Raw genomic sequence first — 3,342 nt, 5'->3', positions numbered from 1 at the left:
CGCTCGATATCCGCGACCAGGGCCTCGGCCGCGGGGGGGCGGCCGACCGAGGCCAGCCAGCGCGGGGCTTCGGGCATCCCCAGGCGCAGCAGCCCGGCGATCAGGGCGCCGACGCCGCCCAGCACGAACATCACCCGCCAGCCAAAGACCGGGACCAGCAGACAGGCCATCAGGGCGGAGACGGGCAGGCCGGCGGTCACGGTGGTGGCGATCAGGCCGGACCAGCGGCCCCGCACCCGGGCCGGGAAGAATTCGGTGATGATGGAATAACCGACGACGGTTTCCGCGCCGAGGCCGAGGCCCATCAAAAAGCGCAGCGCGATCAGCGTCTCCATGTCGGGCGCGAAGGCGGAGGCGATCGCCGCGACGCCGAACAGGATCAGGTTGAGCTGGTAGGTGCGGCGGCGGCCGTAGCGGTCGCCGAGGAAGCCGGTCAGGAACGCCCCCAGCGTCATGCCGACGAAGGTCATCGAGATGAACAGGCCGTTCTGCGCCAAGGTCGAGAAGCCGCTGCTGTAGGCCGATCCGAGAACGCTGGCGGCGATGTAGATGTCGAAGCCTTCGAAGAACATGCCGACGGCGACGAGGCCGAAGACCTTGTGGTGGAAGCGCGAGACCGGCAGGCGGTCCAGCCGCGCGCCGATGGTGTCGCCTGTACTGGCGGATGACATTGGTGAAGCCCCCTTCATGTTTTTGGAAGGGGCCGCGGTTCATTCGATGACCGCGATCCCCTGGATCTCGATGAGCATGGCCGGGTCGGCAAAGCCGGTGACGGTGATCGCCGCGCTGGCCGGAAAGTCGGATCCGAAGAGCTCGGTCCGGATCTCGGTCATGCGGGTGGTGTGCCTGGGGTCGGTCAGGAACACCGTCATGGTGACGATGTCCTGCAGCTTGGCCCCGGCGTCTTTCAGCGTCGCTTCGATGTTGCGGAAGGTCTGGTAGGTCTGGGCCTCGAAATCGCCGGCCACACCGGCCAGAAGGATGCCGACGGCAAGTCCCTGGCCGGCGATCCAGACGATCCGGCCGCCTTCGGTGATCACGGCCGGCGAGAAGGCACGCGTCTTCTGCCAGGTGCCGCGGATGAATGTCTTTTTCATGAGAGCCTCCATGGACGATCTGCCCAATCCGGGCATCGATCTTACAATCGATTGCAGAACAATCGATTGTGGTCAAGCTGGTTTTGCAGTCTGCTGGGCCGCGATCGAATATGCGTGGCGGTGAACGGAAGAATGGCCCTGCCTCAACGAACCAATCGGCGGCCCGTGACCTTGAAGCAGGTGGCGGAGGCGGCGGGGGTGCATGCCTCCACCGTCTCGCGCGCCCTCAATCCGGCGACGCGCTCGATGGTGGCGCCAGCGGTCGTGGCGCGGGTGGTGAAGGCGGCGGCCAAGCTGTCCTACCGGCCCGATCCGGTGGCGGCCAGCCTGCGCACCGGCCGGTCCAAGCTGGTCGGCATCCTGGTGCCCGATATCGCCAACACCGTCTTCGCCCCGATCCTCAGCGGTGCCGGCGAAAGGCTGTCGGCACACGGCTATTCCGTCATCGTCGCCGATGTCGGCAATGACCGGGACCGCCAGCTGGAACTCGCGGCCGGGCTGCTGGCGCGCCGGGTCGACGGGCTGATCCTTGCCACGGTCAGCCGCGACGACCCGCTCGCCGCCTTCTGCCTGGAGCAGAACCTGCCGGCCGTGCTGGTCAACCGGGCCGAAACCCATGCGCGGCTGCCGGCGGTGGTGTCCGACGACGCGCTCGGCATGCAGCTCGCCGTGGACCATCTGGTGGAGCTTGGTCACCGCCGCATCGGCCACCTGGCCGGGCCGGCCGAACTTTCGACCGGCTTCCTGCGACGGCGCGGCTTCGGTCATGCGCTTTCGGCGCATGGCCTGGACCCGGCGGCGGCGCCCTGCGAAGTCGCAAAGGCCTACAATCGGGAGGAGGGGGCTGCCGCGATGCGCCGGCTGCTCGATGCGCATCCTGACGTCACGGCGATCGTGGCGGCGAACGATCTGCTCGCGCTCGGCGCCTATGACGTGCTGCGCGAACGCGGGCTGGAGTGCCCGCGCGACCTGTCGATCGTCGGGCACAACGACATGCCGCTGGTCGACATGGTGCAGCCGCCGCTGACGACGGTGCGCATCAGCCACCAGGAGATGGGTCGTCAGGCCGCCGATCTGCTGCAACAGGCGATCGAGCAGGACGGCATCGCCGTCCGCAACGTCGTGCTGCCGTCGCGGCTGATCGTGCGGGGCTCCACCGCCGCGCCGCGTCCGGATTCGCCTGCGTCGGCCAAGAAGGCGCCGCGCAACCGAAATGCCTGATGTCAGCCGGCGACGGCGGCGGGCAGCGGCATGGCCAGCAGGATGGTGGCGCACCGGTTGGTGGCGTTGTGCAGCGCCCGCACCTCGCCCGGCGCGATGCGGCAGGAATCCCAGCGGCGCAGCACCGCTTCCTCGCCGCCGCCCCCGGTCACGGTGACCTCGCCCTCCAGCACCAGGTACAGCTTCTCCAGCGGCGAGGCGTCGAGCGAGGTGCCGCCGCCCGGCAGCAGGTGGGAGGCGCCGAGCCACAGCATGGAGCTCGGCCCGGCCTCATGCCCCTGCAGCCGCAGGCAGCGCATGTCGTCATGCGCGGGTGGGTGATAGGCCGGGGCGTCGTCGAAGCGGGTGACCTGCATCACCGCACCCCGTTCGGCGCCAGCACGAGCCGGTCGCGGGTCGAGCCCAGCACCTTGGCATAGGCCTCTGCCGCCCGTTCCAGCGGATAGACCGACGACGGCAGCACCGGGAACGGCTTCAGTGCGCCGCTGTCGAAGCCGGGGGTCAGCTGCGCCAGGATCGACACGCTTTCCACGGTGCTCAGCGCCAGGGTGTCGATCCCGACATAGGTGTGGCGGCCGCGATAGAACTCCAGGATGTCGAACGGCACCGACCGCTCGATCGTGGCGATCAGGATCTGGCGCCCGTCCAGCGCCAGCAGGCGCCGCGCCGCCGCGAAATATGGGCTGCCGACGGTGTTGAACACGATGTCGGCGCCATGGCCGCCGGTCATGTCACGGATGCGATCGGCGACCGCGTCGCCGGAGGCGGCGACGATCTCGACTGGCCCGCTGTGATGGCCGTCGAACGATCCCTCCTGCCGGACGACACCGAAGGTGCGGGCGCCCAGCATGGTGGCGATCTGGATGGCGGCTTGGCCGACCTTGCCGGTCGCGCCCAGGATCGCCACGGTCTCGCCGGGCTTCGGGAAGCCGGAGCGTTCGAAGCCCTTCCACGCCGTGACGAAGGGGACGCCGACGGCGCCCGCCTCCAGCAGCGACAGCGCCTTGGGCTTGGCCCGCACGCT

5 protein-coding genes are annotated in these 3,342 nt (G+C 69.2%); 1 reads left to right on the top strand and 4 read right to left on the bottom strand.

All coding sequences use genetic code 11. From position 1 onward, the window contains the following. Nucleotides 1–671, bottom strand: a 671-nt coding sequence (locus AC3XYG_RS17815) for an MFS transporter (RefSeq protein WP_489141192.1), incomplete at its 3' end; no start/stop codon positions are given. Between the two features lie 39 nt (nucleotides 672–710). Next, entirely contained in the window at nucleotides 711–1,097 is a 387-nt protein-coding gene (locus AC3XYG_RS17810; protein ID WP_489141191.1) for a RidA family protein, read from the bottom strand. A gap of 165 nt (nucleotides 1,098–1,262) precedes the next feature. Here AC3XYG_RS17810 and AC3XYG_RS17805 point away from each other — a divergent pair, with 165 nt between their 5' ends. After that, nucleotides 1,263–2,318: a LacI family DNA-binding transcriptional regulator gene (locus AC3XYG_RS17805; RefSeq protein WP_489141190.1), complete on the top strand. Its 1,056-nt coding sequence runs from the start codon at nucleotides 1,263–1,265 to the stop codon at nucleotides 2,316–2,318. Between the two features lie 2 nt (nucleotides 2,319–2,320). On the opposite strand, the gene AC3XYG_RS17800 is transcribed toward AC3XYG_RS17805, so the two are convergent. Beyond that, the gene (locus tag AC3XYG_RS17800; RefSeq protein WP_489141189.1) at nucleotides 2,321–2,674 is read right to left on the bottom strand and encodes a cupin domain-containing protein; all 354 of its coding nucleotides are present in this window, start codon (nucleotides 2,672–2,674) and stop codon (nucleotides 2,321–2,323) included. After that, nucleotides 2,674–3,342 (bottom strand): quinone oxidoreductase family protein (locus AC3XYG_RS17795; RefSeq protein ID WP_489141188.1); only part of this gene is annotated, 669 nt, incomplete at its 5' end. The genes AC3XYG_RS17795 and AC3XYG_RS17800, both read right to left, overlap by 1 nt.

It is taken from the genome of Inquilinus sp. (assembly GCF_057815775.1).
Note: the sequence above shows the minus strand (reverse complement) of the source record. Positions and strands in the feature narration are given on the sequence as shown.